The 16,454-nt window shown below is 68.3% G+C and carries 12 protein-coding genes; 11 read left to right on the top strand and 1 reads right to left on the bottom strand.

Annotation, left to right across the window (positions count from 1 at the left end; genetic code table 11):
• Positions 1–12: 12 nt before the first annotated feature.
• From AC6IW9_RS17625 to AC6IW9_RS17580, 10 genes are all read left to right on the top strand, one after another.
• Positions 13–1,452: an RCC1 domain-containing protein gene (locus AC6IW9_RS17625; RefSeq protein ID WP_497765497.1), complete on the top strand. Its 1,440-nt coding sequence runs from the start codon at positions 13–15 to the stop codon at positions 1,450–1,452.
• Between the two features lie 88 nt (positions 1,453–1,540).
• Entirely contained in the window at positions 1,541–2,935 is a 1,395-nt protein-coding gene (locus tag AC6IW9_RS17620) for a chromosome condensation regulator RCC1 (RefSeq protein ID WP_497765494.1), read from the top strand.
• Between the two features lie 44 nt (positions 2,936–2,979).
• Entirely contained in the window at positions 2,980–3,945 is a 966-nt protein-coding gene (locus AC6IW9_RS17615; RefSeq protein ID WP_497765491.1) for an RCC1 domain-containing protein, read from the top strand.
• A 106-nt stretch (positions 3,946–4,051) separates the two neighbouring features.
• Positions 4,052–5,503, top strand: coding sequence for an RCC1 domain-containing protein (locus AC6IW9_RS17610; RefSeq protein WP_497765489.1), 1,452 nt, complete (start codon positions 4,052–4,054; stop codon positions 5,501–5,503).
• Positions 5,504–5,615: 112 nt separating this feature from the next.
• Complete coding sequence (locus AC6IW9_RS17605) at positions 5,616–7,064, top strand: RCC1 domain-containing protein (protein ID WP_497765485.1); 1,449 nt, start codon at positions 5,616–5,618, stop codon at positions 7,062–7,064.
• Between the two features lie 73 nt (positions 7,065–7,137).
• Positions 7,138–8,520, top strand: a complete 1,383-nt coding sequence (locus AC6IW9_RS17600) for an RCC1 domain-containing protein (protein WP_497765481.1) — start codon at positions 7,138–7,140, stop codon at positions 8,518–8,520.
• A 115-nt stretch (positions 8,521–8,635) separates the two neighbouring features.
• Positions 8,636–8,818: a hypothetical protein gene (locus AC6IW9_RS17595; protein ID WP_497765478.1), complete on the top strand. Its 183-nt coding sequence runs from the start codon at positions 8,636–8,638 to the stop codon at positions 8,816–8,818.
• Between the two features lie 39 nt (positions 8,819–8,857).
• Positions 8,858–9,934, top strand: a complete 1,077-nt coding sequence (locus tag AC6IW9_RS17590) for a chromosome condensation regulator RCC1 (RefSeq protein WP_497765474.1) — start codon at positions 8,858–8,860, stop codon at positions 9,932–9,934.
• Positions 9,931–10,140, top strand: a complete 210-nt coding sequence (locus AC6IW9_RS17585; protein WP_497765470.1) for a hypothetical protein — start codon at positions 9,931–9,933, stop codon at positions 10,138–10,140. The genes AC6IW9_RS17590 and AC6IW9_RS17585 overlap by 4 nt, the downstream gene beginning before the upstream one ends.
• A 103-nt stretch (positions 10,141–10,243) precedes the next feature.
• Positions 10,244–10,372: a hypothetical protein gene (locus AC6IW9_RS17580; protein ID WP_497765467.1), complete on the top strand. Its 129-nt coding sequence runs from the start codon at positions 10,244–10,246 to the stop codon at positions 10,370–10,372.
• Positions 10,373–10,753: 381 nt separating this feature from the next.
• Here the strand turns inward: AC6IW9_RS17580 and ptsP are convergent, their stop codons facing one another.
• The gene (gene ptsP, locus AC6IW9_RS17575) at positions 10,754–13,021 is read right to left on the bottom strand and encodes a phosphoenolpyruvate--protein phosphotransferase (protein ID WP_497765464.1); all 2,268 of its coding nucleotides are present in this window, start codon (positions 13,019–13,021) and stop codon (positions 10,754–10,756) included.
• A gap of 303 nt (positions 13,022–13,324) precedes the next feature.
• Between ptsP and AC6IW9_RS17570 the strand changes: the two genes are divergently transcribed.
• Positions 13,325–16,195: an EAL domain-containing protein gene (locus AC6IW9_RS17570; protein WP_497765462.1), complete on the top strand. Its 2,871-nt coding sequence runs from the start codon at positions 13,325–13,327 to the stop codon at positions 16,193–16,195.
• Positions 16,196–16,454 lie beyond the last annotated feature (259 nt).

Below are 16,454 nucleotides of genomic sequence, written 5' to 3'. Positions count from 1 at the left end.
GAGTTTTCGATCATGATCGCTTTCAAATTTTTCTGCGTCGCTCTGTCGCTCGCCCTCGCGGCGCCCGCATTCGGCAAGAGCGCGTCGCGCATGCGGCTGCTCGCTTCGCCCGATCCGGCGAAGATGGGGAGAACCGTGCTGTTGCAGGCCGAGGTCGACGGGCGCGGCCTCGGGCCGACAGGGAAGGTGACCTTTTCCGATGGGGCGGTCGTCGTCGGCGCGGCGCTGCTGTCGCGCATCGGCGCCGGGCAGGCGACCTTGGCCGGGGGAGCGACTCATGCCTGCGCGGTGTCTGCGGCGGGCGGCGCGAGATGCTGGGGCGGGAACGACCGCGGCGCGCTCGGCGACGGCTCGACCAGGGAAAGAAAGACGCCCGTCGATGTGCAGGCGCTCTCGCGCGATATCGTCGCGGTCACGGGGGGCGGTCTGCACAGCTGCGCGCTGACCAGCGCCGGCGCCGTCAAATGCTGGGGCGTCAACAATTCCGGCATTCTCGGCGACGGGACGTCGAAGGACCGCCTCAGGCCGGTCGGCGTGTCTGGACTTTCGAGCGGCGTGGTCGCCATCTCGGCCAGCGACGGCCATACTTGCGCGCTGACCAGGGCCGGCGCCGCCAAATGCTGGGGCGGCAACAGCTACGGAAAGCTCGGCGACGGAACGACGTCGAGCCGCTCGACGCCAGTGAACGTATCGGGTCTTGCGAGCGGCGTCGTCGCGATCGATGGAGGCAGAGAGCACACTTGCGCGGTGACCAGCGCCGGCGCCGTCAAATGCTGGGGCTATAATTTCCATGGTCAGATCGGCGACGGGACCACGTCGGACCGCTCGGCGCCCGTCGCCGTGCCGGGTCTTTCGAGCGGCGTCGTCGGATTCTCGGCGGGAGGGCTCCACAGCTGCGCGCTGACCAGCGCCGGCGCCGTCAAATGCTGGGGAGCCAATTTCGACGGCCAGCTCGGCGACGGGACGTATGAAAATCGCTCCACCCCGGTTGCGGTGTCGGGTCTCTCGAGCGGCGTCGTCGCCATCTCGGCGGGCGAATATCACACTTGCGCGCTGACCAGCGCGGGCGCCGTCCTATGCTGGGGGTCGAACTCTTTCGGCGCGCTCGGCGATGCGTCGACGCCGAGCAGCCGGCCCGTCCCGGGGCCGGTGACAGGTCTTTCGAGGGGCGTCCGCGTCGTCGCCGCCGGCGGCTCCCACACTTGCGCGCTGACCAGCGCCGGAGCGCTTCAATGCTGGGGTCAGAACTTCTTCGGCCAGATCGGCGACGGCACGTACACACATCGACCGACGCCCACGCCGGTCCTTCGCCTGACGCCCGTCGTGCGCGGCCGCGCGCTTCTGTCGACGCGCTCGCTCGGCGTCGGAGAGCACACGCTGCAGGCGAGCTTTCTGGGAGACGCGGCGCATGACCCGTCGAGCGCGTCGCAGCCGCAGACCATCGTCCCCTGAGGCGGCTCGGCGCGGCCGGGAGGCCGACTTCGCTCCGGGCGCGCCTCGCGCCTTCCATCGATTCAGTTCCATTGCGGAGAATTCGATCATGAACGCGTTCAGGTTTTTCTGCATCGCCCTGTCTCTCGCCCTCACGGCGCCCGCGTTCGGCAAGAGCGCGTCGCGCACGCGGCTCTTGTCTCGGCCCGATCCGGCGAAGCTCGGCCAGACGGTGAAGCTCGTCGGCGAGGTCGATGGTTTCGGCGGCGGCGCGCCGACGGGCGCTGTGAATTTCACCGACGGCGACGTTGCGCTGGGCGCGGGGACTCTGTCGCCCTATGGAGCGGGGCAGGCGACTTTGGTCGCGGGCGACCGTCACACCTGCGCTCTGACCACAGTCGGCGGCGTGAGATGCTGGGGAGCCAACACCATTGGTCAGCTCGGCAACGGAATTCCCGGGAACAGTCGCGCGCCCGTCGATGTGTCGGGCCTTACGAGCGGCGTCGTCGCGATCGCTTCTTCGGCGAGCGAGCACAGTTGCGCGCTGACCACCGCCGGCCGCGTCAAATGCTGGGGCTACAACCCGGATGGTCAGCTCGGCGACGGGACGCGGACGACCCGCCGAGCTCCTGTCGCCGTGCGGGGTCTCGAGACCGGCGTCGTCGCGATCGCGACGGGCGGCTTTCAATACGGCGCTCGCAGCTGCGCAGTGACCGGCGGCGGCGCCGTCTGGTGCTGGGGGGCGATCAGCTATGATCAGAAATCGCTGACGCCCGTCGCCATCAAGGGCCTCACGAGCGGCGTCGTCGCGATCACGGGGGGCCTCGGCCACACATGCGCGCTGACCCACTCCGGCGCCGTCAAATGCTGGGGCGGCACTCGCACTCCCGTCGTCGTGCCGGGTCTTTCGAGCGGCGTCGTCGCAATCGCGGCGGGCTGGAATCACACATGCGCGCTGACCAATGCCGGCGCCGTCGAATGCTGGGGCGGGAACCAGTATGGCCAGCTCGGCGACGGGACGGCCATCGATCGTCCCGAGCCCGCTTCTGTATCCGGCCTTTCGAGCGGCGTCGTCGCGATCGCGGCGGGCAGCTTTCACACTTGCGCGCTGAAAGGCGGAGGAGCGCTGCTGTGCTGGGGTCACAACTACTCGGGCCAAGTCGGCGACAGGACGAATACGGACCGCTACACGCCCGTCTCCGTGCCCGGCCACACGAGAGGCGTCGCCGCGATAGCGGCGGGAGGCGGCCACACCTGCGTCACGACCGACGCCGGAGTCGTGAGATGCTGGGGCGCGAACTTCTATGGAGAACTCGGCGACGGGACGGGCGTCAGCCGCCGCGCTCCCAAGCCGGTGTTGGACATGAACCCCCTCGTCCGAGCGCGCGCGTCTCTATTGACGCGCGCGCTCGGCGTCGGCGCGCATACGCTGCGGGCGACCTATTCGGGAGACGCGCTCCATTCGCCGACGAGCGGGTCGCGCACGCAGACCATCGTCCCGTGACGCGAGGGCATCGTTCATCCGTTCGCATCACGGAGATTTCGATCATGAGCGCTTTCAAAGCTTTCGCCATCGCGGCGCTGTCTCTGGCGCTGGCGGCGCCGGCTTCCGCCAAGAGCCCGTCGCGCACGCGGCTGCTCGCTCGGCCCGATCCGGCGCATGTGGGTGAAATGGTGCAGCTGCAGGCCGAGGTCGACGGCCGCGGCCGCGGCCCGACGGGAACTGTGAGCTTTTCCGATGGCGCCCGCGGCACGGCGACGCTCTCGCGTGTGGGAGCGGGGCAGGCGGCGTTCGCCGCGGGTTATGGCCATAGCTGCGCGGTGAGCGCGGCGGGCGGCGTGAGGTGCTGGGGCGGGAACGCCGTCGGTCATATCGGCGATGGCTCGACAAAGGACCGGCGCACGCCCGTCAATGTTTCGGGGTTCGCCGGGGACGTCATCGCAATCACAGCAGGATTCGGGCACACCTGCGCGCTCGTGACGAGCGGCGCCGTCAAATGGTGGGGCGAGAATTTCTTCGGCCAGCTCGGCGACGGGACGACGAAGAACCGCCGAACTCCAGTCGCCGTGTCGGGGCTTTCGAACGACATCGTCGCGATAACGTCCGGCGACTACCATAGCTGCGCGGCGACGCGCGCCGGCGCCGTCAAATGCTGGGGCAATAATTTCTATGGCCAGCTCGGCGACGGCGCACGGGGCCATCCGAGTCCGACGACGGCGACGCTTTCGGACGGCGCCCTCGCGATCGCCGCGGGAGAGGGTCACACCTGCGCGGTGACCATTGCCGGGGCCATATGCTGGGGAGGGAACTATCACGGCCAGCTCGGCGATGGGACGACCACGAACGGGGGCGCCCCCATTCTCGTCGCCCGCCTGACGCCCCTCGTCCGCGCCCGCGCAAGTCGGTCGACCCGATCGCTCGGCGTCGGCGCGCACACGCTGCAGGCGAGCTTTCCGGGCGACGCCTTCCATGCGCCGTCGAGCGGATCGCAGCCGCTGACCGTCGCGCCCTGACGGCGGCGGCGAATTGACGCCCCTTGCGAAGCATGGGCCCGCGCGCTTGCTCGCGTTGCGCGAAATGTCTAGCCTGCGCTCGGTTCAGAGAGAAGTGTGTGTGACCATGAGCGCTTTCAAATTCTGCTGCATAGCACTGTCTCTCGCCCTCGCGGCGCCCGCGTTCGGCAAGAGCGCGTCGCGCACGCGGTTGCTCACTTGGCCCAACCCGGCGAAGCTCGGCCAGACGGTGAAGCTCGTCGGCGAGGTCGATGGCCTCGGCGGCGGCGCGCCGACGGGGACAGTGAAATTCACCGACGGCGACGTCACGCTCGGAGCCGGGACGCTGTCGCCGCCATATGGGGCGGGGCAGGCGACTCTGACGGCGGGCGAGCGGCACACTTGCACCTTGACCGCCGACGGCGGAGCCGCGTGCTGGGGCAGCAATGTTCACGGAGGGCTCGGCAACGGGTGGGCCGGCGCGCGCGAGGGGCCGGTCGTCGTGTCGGGACTCGCGGGCCGCGCCATCGCCATAACGGTCGGCAAATTTCACACTTGCGCGCTGACCGCTGCCGGCGGCGTCAAATGCTGGGGTTACAACACGTCTGGCCAGCTCGGCGATGGAACGCGTACACGGAGCCTCATTCCCATCTCCGTGTCGGGACTGTCGACCGGAATCGTCGCCATCGCGGCGGGAGACCATCACAGCTGCGCGCTGACCAGCGCCGGCGCCGTCAAATGCTGGGGTTATAATGTCGCTGGCCAGCTCGGCGACGGAACGACGACGAATCGCGACACGCCGGTCGCCGTCCAGGGATTGTCGAGAGGCGTCGTCGCGATCTCGGCCAATTTGAATCAGAGCTGCGCGCTCACCACCGCCGGCGCCGTCAAATGCTGGGGGCGGAACTCCGACGGCCAGCTCGGCGACGGGACGACGACGGATCGGCATACGCCGGTCGCCGTCTCGGGACTGTCGAGCGGCGTCGTTGCGATCTCGGCGGGCGCCGACCACAGCTGCGCGCTGACCAGCGCCCATGGCGTCAAATGCTGGGGTCGCAACGACAAGGGCCAGGTCGGCGACGGCACGGCGCAAGACGGCCGACTGACGCCGGTCGATGTCGCGACGCTCTCGACCGGCGTCGTGGCGATCACGGCCGGAGGATCTCACAGCTGCGCGCTGAAGGGCGGCGGCGCGCTGGTCTGCTGGGGGCTCAACGACAACGGCCAGCTCGGCGACAGGACGAAGACGGATCGCTATACGCCAGTCGCCGTGCCCGGCCATACGAGGCGCGTCGCCGCGATCGCGGCGGGAAGAGCTCACACCTGCGTCTCGATGGTCACCGGGGTCGTCGATTGTTGGGGCGCCAACGACAACTATCAGCTCGGCAGCGGGAATAACTACTATGTGCCGCGCCTCGCCCCCACGCCCGTCCCCGGCGTGACGGCCCTCGTCCGCGCGCGGGCGCCGCTGCTGACGCATTCGCTGGCGGCCGGAACGCATACGCTGCGCGCGACCTATTCGGGCGACGCGGCGCATTGGCAGTCGAGCGGATCGCGCGCGCAGACCATCGTCCCGTGACGGGAGCCGAGACGACTCTCACCGAAGCTCGGCCTCGCGAAGCGAGCGCCGGCTCGCTTGCTCGCGTCGCGCGAAATGTCTAGGCTGCGCTCGGTTCAGGGGATTATCGATCATGAATGCTTTCAAATTCTCATGCATCAATGCTTTCAAATTCTCATGCATCGCGCTGTTTCTCGCCCTCGCGGCGCCCGCATTCGCCAAAGACGCGTCGCGCACGCGGCTGTTCACTCTGCCCAATCCTGCTGCGGCGGGCCAATCGGTGCTGCTTCAGGCCGAGGTCGACGGCCGCGGAAGCGGCCCGTCGGGGGTGGTGAGCTTCACCGACGGCGGCGTTTCCCTGGGCTCGGCGAAACTGGCGCGCGCCGGGGCGGGGCAGGCGACGCTGGCGGTGGGCGTCTTACACAGCTGCGCCCTCACCAGCGCGGGCGGCGTCAAGTGCTGGGGTTCGAACAATAAGTGGCAGCTCGGCGACGGGACCCGAATGCAGCGGAACACGCCTGTCGACGTCATGGGTCTTTCGAGCGGCGTCGTGGCGATCGCCGCGGGCGCCTTCCACACCTGCGCGCTGACCGACGCCGGTGGGGTCAAGTGCTGGGGTTCGAATTATTACTGGCAGCTCGGCGACGGGACCCGAACACAGCGGAACATGCCTGTCGACGTCGTGGGTTTTTCGAGCCGCGTCGTGGCGATCTCCGCGGGCGGCGATCATACTTGCGCGTTGACCGCCAGCGGCGGCGTCAAATGCTGGGGCTACAATGGCGATGGCCAGCTCGGCGCGATCGGCAATCGCGCGAGGCCGGTCGCCGTGTCCGGCCTCTCGCGCGACGTCGTCGCGGTCGCCGCCGGTGGCGGACACAGCTGCGCGCTGACCAGAGACGGTGCGGTCTTATGTTGGGGCGACAATTCACACGGTCAGCTCGGCGACGGGACGCGTTATCCTCGTGCGACTCCCGCCGTCGTGTCGGGCCTTTCGAACAACGTCGTCGCCATCACGGCGGGCGGCGCTCACAATTGCGCGTTGACCAGCGCCGGCGCGGTCGAATGCTGGGGCGCGAATGGGTCTGGCCAGATGGGTGTCGGCATCGGCGGAGACTACTACTATACGACGCCTGTCGCCGTGTCGGGGCTTTCGAGCCGCGTTGTCTCGATCGAGGCGCGCGACCAACGCAGCTGCGCGGTGAACAGCGCCGGCGGCGCCGAATGCTGGGGCGCCGAGGTCTACAGCGATCACAACTTCTTGCCGCGGGTTATTCCCGCCGTTGTGAAGGGGCTCGAGGGCGGAGTCGTCGCGATTTCGATGCAATATGGTCACAGCTGCGCGGTGACCATCGGCGGCGTCAAATGCTGGGGTCGCAACTCCTTCGGGCAGCTCGGCGATGGAACGACCGTGTTCAAGCGCAACCCGACTCCGGTCGCCAATTTCACGCCCGTCATTCGCGCCCGGGCGCGACTGTCGACGAGCGCGCTCGGCGTAGGGACGCATGCGCTGCGGGCGAGCTATCCAGGCAATGCGACTCATACGCCGTCGAGCGGGTCGACGTCGCAGATCATCGCGCCGTGACGGCGAAGCGTGTCGCTCCGGACCCCTCGGCCTCCTTGATCGTCGGGCGTGTTGCCAAACGGAGATTTCGATTATGAGCGCGTTCAGATTAGTCGCCGTCGTGGCCCTGTCTCTCACTCTCGCGGCGCCGGCAGTCGCCGAGAGCGCGTCGAGCACACGGCTGCTCACCCGGCCCAATCCGGCGAAGCTCGGCCAGACGGTGAAGCTCGTCGGCGAGGTCGATGGTCTCGGCGGCGGCGCGCCGACGGGGACGGTGAATTTCACCGATGGCGACGTCGCGCTCGGGGCGGGGACTCTCTCGCCTTATGGCGCCGGGCAGGCGACGCTGACGGCGGGCGACCGGCACGCTTGCGTGTTGTCGGCCGACGGTGGAGTTGCGTGCTGGGGCTTCAACTATCATGGACAGCTCGGCGACGGAACGACGACGTACCGCCAGGCGCCGGTCGCCGTTGCGTCGGGCCTCGAGAGCGGCGCCGTCGCGGTAGCGGTCGGATTCGCGCACTCTTGCGCGCTGACCAGCGGCGGCGGCGTCAAATGCTGGGGTTACAATAATAATGGGGAGCTCGGCATCAGGTCGCGCAAGGAGAGTCACACTCCCGTCTCCGTGTCCGGCCTGTCGACCGGCGTCGTCGCGATCGCCGCGGGGAGATATCACACCTGCGCGCTCACCAGCGCCGGCGGCGTCAAATGCTGGGGGAATAATCAGTATGGCGTGCTCGGCGATGGGACGGATCAAATCCGTCGCGTCCCCGTCGCCGTCGTGGATCTCTCGAGCGGCGTTGTCGCGATCACGGCCAATGATGGCCATAGCTGCGCGCTGACCAGCGCCGGGGCGGTCAAATGCTGGGGGGCGAACAGCTCCGGCCAGCTCGGCGATGGGACGACCGAAGAACGTCGTACCCCCGTCTCTGTGTCGGGACTATCGAGCGGCGTCGTCGCGATCTCGGCGGGAATCGGTCACACCTGCGCGCTGACCAGCGCCCACGGCGTCAAATGTTGGGGATATAACTACCATGGCCAAGTCGGCGATGGCACCGCACAAAACAAACGGTTGACGCCGGTCGATGTTGCGACGCTCTCGACCGGCGTGGTCGCAATCGACGCCGGACCTTGGCGGACATGTGCGCTGAAAGGCGACGGCGCCCTTCTGTGCTGGGGTGCGACGGGCCGCCACGACCGCCACACGCCTGTCGTTGTGTCAGGATATACGCGAGGCGTCGTCACGACGGTGGAGGGCGGCGCCTGCGTCTCGATGCTCTCCGGAGGCGTCCGATGCTGGAGCCGCAACGGCAGCATCGTCACGCCCGTCCCCGGCGTGACCGCGGTCGTCCGCGCGCGGGCGCCGCTGCTGACGAATTCGCTCGGCGCTGGAACGCATACGCTGCGGGCGACCTATTCGGGCGACGCGGCGCATTCGCAGTCGAGCGGATCGCGCGCGCAGACCATCGTCCCGTGACGGCCGTCGCCGCAAGCCTCGTAACCTCGCGCGCGTCCGCATATGCGTTCGCGTCGAACCTCGTCCGCACGGCGTGCATTGTCCAGCCTTCGCGTCCTTCGCGGAGATTTTCACCATGCGCGCTTTCCGACTTCTCGTCGTGGCGGCTCTGTGTCCGGCGGTCGCGCCGGCCGTCGCCGGGAGCGCGTCGCGTATGCGCCTCATCGCCTCGCCCGATCCGTCGAGAGCCGGAGATGCGGCGCTGCTGCAGGCCGAGGTCGATGGCCTCGGCGCCGGCGCTCTTGCTCGTGTTGCGTGAATTGTCTAGCCTGCGTTTGCTTCAAGGGAGTTTTCGATCATGAGCGCTTTCAGAATTCTCGCCGTCGCGGCTTTGTCTCTCGCCCTCGCGACGCCGGCCTTCGCCAAGAGCGCGTCGCGCACGCGACTGCTCGCCTCCCCGCCAAATCCTTCGCCGGCGGGGGAGAGGGTGAAGCTGACCGTCGAGGTCGACGGCCTCGGCGACGGCGCGGCGAGGGGGACGGTGACCTTTTCCGACGGCTCGGCCGCGCTGGGAACGGCGCCGCTGTCGCCTAATGGCGTGGGACAGGCGACGTTCGCGGGCGGCGGCTTGAGCAGCTGCGCCTTGACGCGGACCGGAGGCGCTGTGTGCTGGGGCGACAACAGATATGGGCAGATCGGCGATGGGACGACAACGAAGCGTTTCATTCCGACCGCCGTGTCGGGATTATCGACAGGCGTCTTCGCGATCACCGCGAGCGCCGGTCACACCTGCGCGTTGACCGACGCCGGCGCCGTCCAATGCTGGGGGAAGGGTTACAGCGCGACCCCGGTCGCTATATCGGGTCTTTCCAGTGGCGTGGCGGCTGTCGCGGCGGGCGGCGGCGAAAATTTTTCGATAGCTCCCCAAATGCACACTTGCGCTCTCACCAGCGCCGGCGCCGTCATGTGCTGGGGGACGAACGATTACGGTCAGCTGGGCGACGGGACGACCGAGTACCGATCAACTCCAACCTCTGTGGCCGGGCTTTCCAACTCTGGCGTCGCGATTGCAGCGGGCATGTTCCACACCTGCGCTCTGACCACCTCCGGCGCGGTCGAATGCTGGGGTGATAATACATACGGTCAGCTCGGGAGAGCGACCTCGGATGGGAAGATTCCGGCGCCGGTGTCGGGCTTGTCCAGCGGAGTCGTCGCGATCGCGGCAGGGGCTTGGCATAGCTGCGCCTTGACCAGCGCCGGCGCGGTGAAGTGCTGGGGTTGGAACCATGAAGGCCAGCTCGGCGACGGGACGACCACTGATCGCAATGCCCCGGCGCCGGTATACCGCCTATCCAGCGGAGTCGCCGTGATTGCGGCGGGCGGCATGCACACCTGCACGCTGAGCGGCGTCGGCTCCCCGAAATACTGGGTTTGAACGCCTATGGCGAACTCGGCGACGGAACGACCACGGGACGCCTGACGCCCACGCCCGTCACCGGCTTGAAGACCCTCGTCCGCGCCCGCGCGCGCTTGTCGACGAACCGGCTCGGCGCCGGGACTCATACGTTCACGGCGAGCTTTCCCGGCGACGCCTTTCATACGCCGTCGACCGGGTCGTGGTCGCAGACCGTCGTCCCGTGACGGCGCGCCTGCGTCGACTCGCCGGCCCTCGCAAAGCGAGCGTCGGCGCGCTTGCTCGCGTCGTGCGAATTGTCGAGTCTGAGCTTGTTCGGGAGTTTTCGATATGAGCGCTTTCAGAATTCTCGCCGTCGCGGCTCTGCCTCTGGCCCTCGCGACGCCGGCCTTCGCCGAGAGCGCGTCGCGCACGCGGCTGCCCAGCCGGCCCGATCCGGCGAACTGGGCCAGACGGTGAAGCTGACCGCCGAGGTCGACGGACTCGGCGGCCGCGCTCCGAAGGGGACGGTGCCTTTTCCGACGGCTCGGCCGCGCTGGTAACGACGGCGCAGCATCCTGCGTCATAATGTGATCGCGCTCGCCGCGTGCGTATCGGCCACTGATTGCGCTCGGTTCGTGGTCCCTGCGCGCCCCTCTACCGCGAGCCTTCAGGCTTCACCGGACACATTATTTTCGAGATGTTTCGAACCGAATGACGCGTGCGGGCAGGGCGACGATCCATTTTCGCGATCGTGGCGGCGGGGCGAGCCCATCCGACCCCGCTTCGCGGGGCCACCTTGCTTCTCCCACGAGTGGGAGAAGGGGCGCGGCGCCGAGACTTTGCGGGCTGGAGATTGGCCTAAATCGGAATTTCCCGCGACAACGCGAACTCCCGCAGCTTTTCGCGCAGGCTCGGGGCGCCGTCCTCCTCGGCGAGCAGCGTCGCGACGAACACCTGCGCCTCGTCGAGATTGGTCGCGAGGATCATCGCCTTCACCGGGCCGATCGCAGAGGGCGACATAGAGAGCGAGCGATAGCCGATGGCGAGCAGCGCCAGCGCCTCGAGCGGACGCCCGCCCATCTCGCCGCAGAGCGTGACCGTCTTGCCGGCGCGCCGGCCGGCGTCGGCGATGCGCTCCAGCGCGCGCAGCACGGGCGCCGACAACGGATCATAGCGCTTGGCGACGCGCGTGTTGTCGCGGTCCGCCGCATACATGTATTGCACGAGGTCGTTGGAGCCGACCGACAGAAAATCCGCGCGCGCGGCGATCGTGTCCAGCTCCCACAGCAGCGAGGGCACCTCGACCATCGCGCCGAGCCGCAGATCGGAGGGCGTCGCATGGCCGTGCCGCTCGAGATGGGCGAGCTCGCGCTGCGCGATTTGCTTGGCGGCGTCGAACTCGGCGACATTGGCGATCATCGGGAACATGATGCGCAGGTCGCGTCCCGCGGCCGCCTTCAGCATGGCGCGCAGCTGCATGCGCAGGAGTCCCGGCCGATCGAGCCCGATGCGGATGGCGCGCCAGCCGAGCGCGGGATTCTCCTCCTCGATCGTCGCCATATAGGGCAGGATCTTGTCGCTGCCGATGTCGAGCGTGCGAAAGGTCACCGGCCGTCCGGGCGCGGAGTCGAGCACCGCCTTGTAGAGCAGATATTGCTCGTTCATGCGCGGGAAGCGCGGCGCCACCATGAATTGCAGCTCGGTGCGGAAGAGGCCGATCGAGCGCGCGCCGGTCTCGTGCAGATGCGGCACGTCGACGATGAGGCCCGCATTCATGTGCAGGGCGATCTCGACGCCGTCCTTGGTGACCGCCGGAACATCGCGGAGCTTGGCGTATTGCTCCATGCGGCGGGCGCGCAGCCGCGCCTTCTCGCCATAGGCGGTCTGCACGTCCGGCGGCGGACGAATATGCACGTCGCCGGTGACGCCGTCGACGATGATGGCGTCGCCCGCCTCGACGAGATCGGCGATATTGGGCGCGAGACCGACGGTCGCGACGCCGAGCGCGCGCGCGACGATGCCGACATGGCTCGCCGGCCCGCCCTCCTCCAGCACGAGGCCGCGCAGCCGCGCGCGGTCATAGTCGAGCAGAGCGGCCGGGCCCATGTTGCGGGCGACGACGATGGCGTTCTCGGGAATCAGCTCGCGGTCGGCGACATAGCTCTGGCCGGTGAGCTGATGCAGCAGGCGATTGGCGAGATCGTCGAGATCGTGCAGCCGGTCGCGCAGATAGGGGTCGGTCTGGCGCTGCAGCTTGGCGCGCGCGTCGTTCTGCACGCGCTCGACCGCCGCCTCCGCGGTCAGGCCGCTGAGCACGGCCTCGTGCAGCCGGCGCACCCAGCCGCGGTCATTGGCGAAAATGCGCACGGCCTCCAGCACCTCGCGATGCTCGCCGGCGCCCATGCGGTCGCCATGGGCGACGAGCTCGTCGATCGTCACGCGCATCGCCTCGATGGCCTGGTCGAGACGGCGCGTCTCCGCCGCGACGTCCTCGGCGATGAGCTGCTTGACGATCACGCGCGGCTCGTGCAGCACCACATAGCCGAGGCCGACGCCCTCGCACATGGGCGCGCCTTTCAGCACCAGCGGACGGTCGAGCGCGAAGCTCTCCGGCGCCTTGGCGATCGAGCGCAGTTCGCCCGAGGCGATCATCTCGGCGACGAGCATCGCCGTCGTCTGCAGCGCCTCGATCTCCTCGTCCGAATAGACGCGCCGCACCTTGTTCTGCACGACGAGCACGCCGAGCGTGTTGCCGCCGCGCAGAATCGGCACGCCGAGGAAGGAATGATAGATTTCCTCGCCGGTCTCCGGCCGGTAGGAGTAGGCGGGATGCTCCTGCGCCTCGGAGAGGGCCAGCGGCTCGGCGCTGCGCGCGATGAGGCCGACGAGGCCCTCGCTCGTGCGCATGGTGGTGAGATGCACGGCCTCGCGGTTCAGACCCTCGGTGGCGTAGAGCTCGAGCGTCTGGTCGGCGCGCTGGACATAGACGGAACAGACTTCGGCGACCATGTTGGACGCGATCAGAACGACGATCTTGTCGAGCCGCGCCTGGGCGCTCACCGGCTCCGCCATCACCTCGCGAAGACGGCGGAGCAGCAAGCGGGGTCCGCCGAGAGCGCTACGCATCCAGAGTTCCTGTTCCGACGACATGCCTTCGGGAGGCGAGCCGAGAGGCGCACCCCGCTACGATTTAGACCCGTTCCAATATCTCCGCGCCGTGCCGAACGAGCGTATATTGGCCTCTTTCCGCCTCCGCAAGCGCGGCCGCGCGGCCGCCGGCCCACGCAAGGACCATACCGTGTCGATCGCCTTGCGGAGCGGCGTCGCAGCCGATACCAGTCAAAGTTCCGACAAGAAGAAATCCGAAAGCCCGAGAGCGCCTCCCGCTTCGCCCCGGGCCCTTCGGCCATCGCGCCAGAGACGTGATTCGTGCCCTCGACCAGATATCTGATCGCTCTGCTTTTTGTCGTCATCTGGGCGCCGCGCGCGCTGGCCATAGATTCGGTGCGCGTGCCGCAGGACGCGGCGGCGATCGACCTCACCCATGCGGTGGAGACCTACTCCTCGCAGGGCGACAGGCTGCAGGTGTCGACCGCGCCGGGCTCGGACGGCATCATCCGCCGCATCGAAGTGGGCGCCAAGGAGCCGGGCACGCGGCCGAGCTGGATCGTCTTCGCGCTCACCAATGATACGGACGAGCAACTGGAGCGGCTCATCGTCGCTCCGCATTTCCGCTTGCAGGGATCTGGCGTCATCTGGCCCGACCTCGGCGCGATACGCATATCGGCGGTCACCGCGAGCCAGGGCTTTGCGCCCGAGCGCGAGGACAGCGCCGACGCGGACGTCTTCCGCCTCACCATCGACCCCGGCGCGACCATCACTTATGTCGCCGAATTGCGCACGCCCAATCTGCCCCAGCTCTATCTCTGGGAGCCGGACGCGTACAAGGACAAGGTGACGAGCCTCACGCTCTACAAGGGCATCGTCATCGGCATCGCCGGCCTGCTCGCATTGTTCCTGACCATCGTCTTCGTGGTCAAGGGCGCGGTGATCTTTCCGGCCGCGGCCGCGCTCGCATGGACCGTGCTCGCCTATGTGTGCATCGATTTCGGCTTCTGGGCCAAAATTTTCGGCGCCGATCCCAACGCCGACCGCATCTGGCGCGCCGGCGCCGAGACCGTGCTCTCGGCGACGCTCGTCGTGTTCCTCTTCGCCTATCTCAACCTCAACCGCTGGCATGTGCGCGCCTGGCATGTCGCCGCGCTCTGGCTGCTGATCCTCGCCGATCTCGTCGGCCTCGCCGTTTTCGACGCGCCGGTCGCGGCGGGCGTCGCGCGCATCTCGCTGGCCACGGTCGCGGTGGTCGGCTTCGTGCTGGTGCTCTATCTCGCCACCCACGGCTTCGACCGCGCGATCATGCTCATCCCCACGTGGTTCCTGCTGCTGCTGTGGGTCTGCGCGGCGGGTTTCACCGTGGCCGGCTGGCTCACCAACGACCTCGTCTCGCCGGCGCTGGTCGGCGGCCTGGTGCTGATCGTGATGCTGATCGGCTTCACCGTTATGCAGAATGCCTTCGCCAGCGGCGGCCTCGCCCATGGCGCGGTCTCGGAGATCGAGCGCAAGGCGCTGGCCCTGACCGGGGCCAATGACATCGTCTTCGACTGGGACGTGCCGGCCGATTTCATCTATGTCAGCCCGGAGGTGGAGGAGCAGCTCGGATTGGACCGCGGCGGGCTCGAGGGCTCGGCGTCGTCCTGGCTGGCGCTGCTGCATCCCTTCGAGCACGACCGCTACCGCGCCTGCCTCGACGCCGTTCTCGAGCAGAGGCGCGGCCGCATCAACCAGGAGTTTCGCCTGCGCGGCGCCGACGGCCACTACCTGTGCTATCGGTTGCGCGCGCGCCCGGTGATCGGCCAGGACGGCGAGGTCATCCGCGTCGTCGGCACGCTGACCGACGTGACCGACATGCGCAATGCGCAGGAGCGGCTGCTGCACGACGCCGTCCACGACAATCTGACCGGCCTGCCCAATCGCGAATTGTTCACCGACCGTCTCGCCACGGCGCTGGTCTTCGCCGGGCTCGACGCCGGCGTGCGGCCGACAGTGCTGAGCATCGACGTCGACCGCTTCCGCCAGATCAACGAGCAGGTTGGCGTCGCCACCGGCGATTCCGTGCTGCTGACCATCGCCCACCGGCTGACGCGCCTCCTGCAGAAGCAGGACACTCTGGCGCGGCTCGGCGGCGACCGTTTCGCCATCATTCTCGTCTCCGAGACCCATGTCGATCATGTGATCGCTCTCGCCGATTCCGTGCGCCGCGCGCTGGCGACGCCGGTGCGCTTCACCGATCGGGAAATCTCGCTCTCCGTGTCGATCGGCGTCGCGCTGTTCGACAAGGAGCTGCATCCCGACAATCACGACATGCTGGAGGACGCCGAGATCGCGCTGCGCCACGCCAAGCGCAACGGCGGCAATCGCATCGAGGTGTTCCGCCCGGCGATGCGCCTGCAGCGCTCCGACCGGCTGACGCTCGAGGCCGAGCTGCGCCGCGCGCTGGAGCGCGGCGAGGTCAAAGTGTTCTTCCAGCCGGTGGTGCGGCTCGAGGATCGCACGATCGCCGGCTTCGAGGCCATGCTGCGCTGGGATCATCCGCGCCTCGGCCAGCTCGATCCGGGCGAATTCGGCCAGGTCGCCGAGCAGACCGGCCTCGTCGTGGACTTCGGCCTATTGGCGCTGGAGCGCACCGCGCGCGAGCTCGCCGCCTGGCAGAGGGCGCTCGCCGTCGATCCGCCCATCTTCGCCACGGTCGAGGTGGCGTCGCGGCAATTGCTGCGCCACGATCTGCTGCGCGACGTGAAGAGCGTGCTGATGCGCAACGATATCGCGAGGGGCAGCCTGAAGCTCGGGCTGACCGAGAGCCTGGTGATGGAAAATCCCGAATATGCGGTCGAGATGCTGGCGCGGGTGAAAGAGCTCGGCGCCGGGCTCGCGCTCGACGATTTCGGCTCGGGCTACTCCTCTCTCGCCTATCTGCAGCGCTTTCCCTTCGACGCGATCAAGATCGACCGCGCCTTCGTCCGGCAGACGGGCAGGGGTTCGCGCGCGGTGATCCTGCGCTCGCTGATCGCGCTCGCCAATGATCTCGGCATGGACGTGATCGCCGAGGGGGCGGAGACGGAATCGGATGCGATCGAGCTCTATCAGCTCGGCTGCGCCTATGCGCAGGGCTACGCCTTCGGCCGCCCGATCACGCCGGTGGAGGCGCGGCGGCTGATCGGCGCGGCGCCGGAAGCGGCGTAGGCGGGGCCGAGTCCCCCGAAGGGAGGGCGCTCCCTTCTCCCGCTCGCGGGAGAAGGTGGCCCCGCGAAGCGAGATCGGATGAGGGAGTTCGCCGCTACAATAGCCCTGTCTTCTTGCGCGCGAACTCTCGCCGACTCGGAACATGCTCGCCGCCGCCCCCTCTTGGCGCCGCGTAGCGATTGATCGTAAACGAGACGGCGAGAACCCTCATCCGACCCCGCTTCGCGGGGCCACCTTCTCCCGCGAGCGGGAGAAGGTG

The organism is Methylosinus sp. shoA (assembly GCF_059718125.1).
Note: the sequence above shows the minus strand (reverse complement) of the source record. Positions and strands in the feature narration are given on the sequence as shown.

Excerpts from the sequence above, each read along its gene's own strand:
- AC6IW9_RS17625 (WP_497765497.1), top strand. The coding sequence starts at position 13 with ATGATCGCTTTCAAATTTTTCTGCGTCGCTCTGTCGCTCGCCCTCGCG.
- AC6IW9_RS17620 (WP_497765494.1), top strand. The coding sequence starts at position 1,541 with ATGAACGCGTTCAGGTTTTTCTGCATCGCCCTGTCTCTCGCCCTCACG.
- AC6IW9_RS17615 (WP_497765491.1), top strand. The coding sequence starts at position 2,980 with ATGAGCGCTTTCAAAGCTTTCGCCATCGCGGCGCTGTCTCTGGCGCTG.
- AC6IW9_RS17610 (WP_497765489.1), top strand. The coding sequence starts at position 4,052 with ATGAGCGCTTTCAAATTCTGCTGCATAGCACTGTCTCTCGCCCTCGCG.
- AC6IW9_RS17605 (WP_497765485.1), top strand. The coding sequence starts at position 5,616 with ATGAATGCTTTCAAATTCTCATGCATCAATGCTTTCAAATTCTCATGC.
- AC6IW9_RS17600 (WP_497765481.1), top strand. The coding sequence starts at position 7,138 with ATGAGCGCGTTCAGATTAGTCGCCGTCGTGGCCCTGTCTCTCACTCTC.
- AC6IW9_RS17595 (WP_497765478.1), top strand. The coding sequence starts at position 8,636 with ATGCGCGCTTTCCGACTTCTCGTCGTGGCGGCTCTGTGTCCGGCGGTC.
- AC6IW9_RS17590 (WP_497765474.1), top strand. The coding sequence starts at position 8,858 with ATGAGCGCTTTCAGAATTCTCGCCGTCGCGGCTTTGTCTCTCGCCCTC.
- AC6IW9_RS17580 (WP_497765467.1), top strand. The coding sequence starts at position 10,244 with ATGAGCGCTTTCAGAATTCTCGCCGTCGCGGCTCTGCCTCTGGCCCTC.
- ptsP (WP_497765464.1), bottom strand. The coding sequence starts at position 13,021 with ATGCGTAGCGCTCTCGGCGGACCCCGCTTGCTGCTCCGCCGTCTTCGC.